The 1489-nt window shown below is 76.5% G+C and carries 1 protein-coding gene; it reads right to left on the reverse strand.

Translation table 11 applies throughout. The features are described 5' to 3' along the window. On the reverse strand, positions 1–1489 hold a 1489-nt coding region (locus tag AC0CYZ_RS26810; RefSeq protein ID WP_472221050.1), incomplete at both ends, for an ABC transporter ATP-binding protein.

The raw sequence follows: 1489 nt of genomic DNA on the forward strand, positions 1-1489 counted from the left end.
TCGGCGCGGCGGGCCGGGGCGCCAGTGGCCGGCGACACCGGACCGCGTGTCTCCGGAGCGGGCGACGCCACGGGAGGCCGAGCCGCAGGACGACCAGCAGGCCGGGCGGCGGCAGGTCCCACCACCGCGGTCGACGCCGCAGCAGGTGCGGCCGGAGGCCTCGACCCCGTACGCGGAGCCGGAGGTGGCGACGCGGGCCGCCTCGAAGCAGCCGGAGACGAAGCAGCCGGAGCAGCCGGAGACGTCCGCGACGGCGGGGCGGGGCGCGACCGGATCGGCGTCGGACCCGTCGTGGTGGACGACCGGGCGAGCAGGCGCAGCGGCGCGGTGACCGGGTCCGGGGAGAAGCTCGCCGCCGGGTCGAGGGCCGGGACGCGCGCAGGCGCCCGCGGGGGCGGTGGCGTGCCCCGGGACGGCTCGCGACGAGCCGGCACCGGCACCGAGGCGGCCCCCGGGAACGGGATCGCGCGTCCCGGGCCCTGGGCCGTCGGGGCGTCCTCGACGTGGACCGAGGTCGACCGCGAGCCCTCGGCCCGGGACCCGTTCTGGGCCTCCCAGAGCTCGCGGTAGATACCCCGCGCGGCGAGGAGCTCGTGGTGGCGGCCCTGCGCGACGATCTTCCCGCCGTCCAGGACCACGACGAGGTCGGCGTCGCGGGCCGGGGTGAGGTCGTGGCTGACGACGATCGTGGTGCGCCCGCCGGCGAGGCGGCGCAGCGGTTCGAGCACGGCACGGGCGGTCGGGGCGTCGAGCCCGGTCGTCGGCTCGTCGAGCACGAGCACGGGGGAGATGCGCAGCAGCGCCCGCGCGATCGCGAGGCGCTGGCGCTGGCCGCCGGAGAGCGCTGCGCCGTCCTCGCCCACGGAGGTCTCGAAGCCCTCGGGCAGCTCGCGGATGAAGTCGAGCGCACCGGCCTCCCGGGCCGCCTGCTCGATCTCGGTGCGGCTCGCACCGGGGCGCGCGTACGCGATGTTCTCCGCGACGGTCAGGTCGAACAGCATCGGTTCCTGCGGGAGCAGGGTCACCGCCCGGCGCACGGCGGCGATGGTCCGCTTCCGGACGTCGACGCCGTCGAGGACCACGGCCCCGTCCTGCGCGTCGACGAACCGCAGCAACATCCGCGTGAGCGTGGACTTCCCGGCACCGCTGGGGCCGGTGACCACCACGAACTGTCCCGGTCGCACCGTGAGCGAGACGCCGTCGAGCCCGGCGCTCTCGGTGCCGGGGTAGACGTACCGGGCGCCGCGCAGCTCGAGGCGGCCCTCCTTGACGTCGGAGTCGTCGGCGTCGGGCGTGTCCTGGACCTCGGGCTCGGCGTCGAGGATCTCGATGAGCCGCTCGCAGGACGCCGACGCCGAGGTGACGGACAGGTGCAGCGATCCGAGCTGGGAGAGCGGCGGGTAGAGGTAGCCGAGGTAGGCGGCGAACCCGAAGAGGCCCCCGACGGTCAGCTCGCCCGCGGCGATGAACGCCGCCCCGGCGATCAGGA

This window comes from Actinomycetospora sp., from assembly GCF_055612215.1.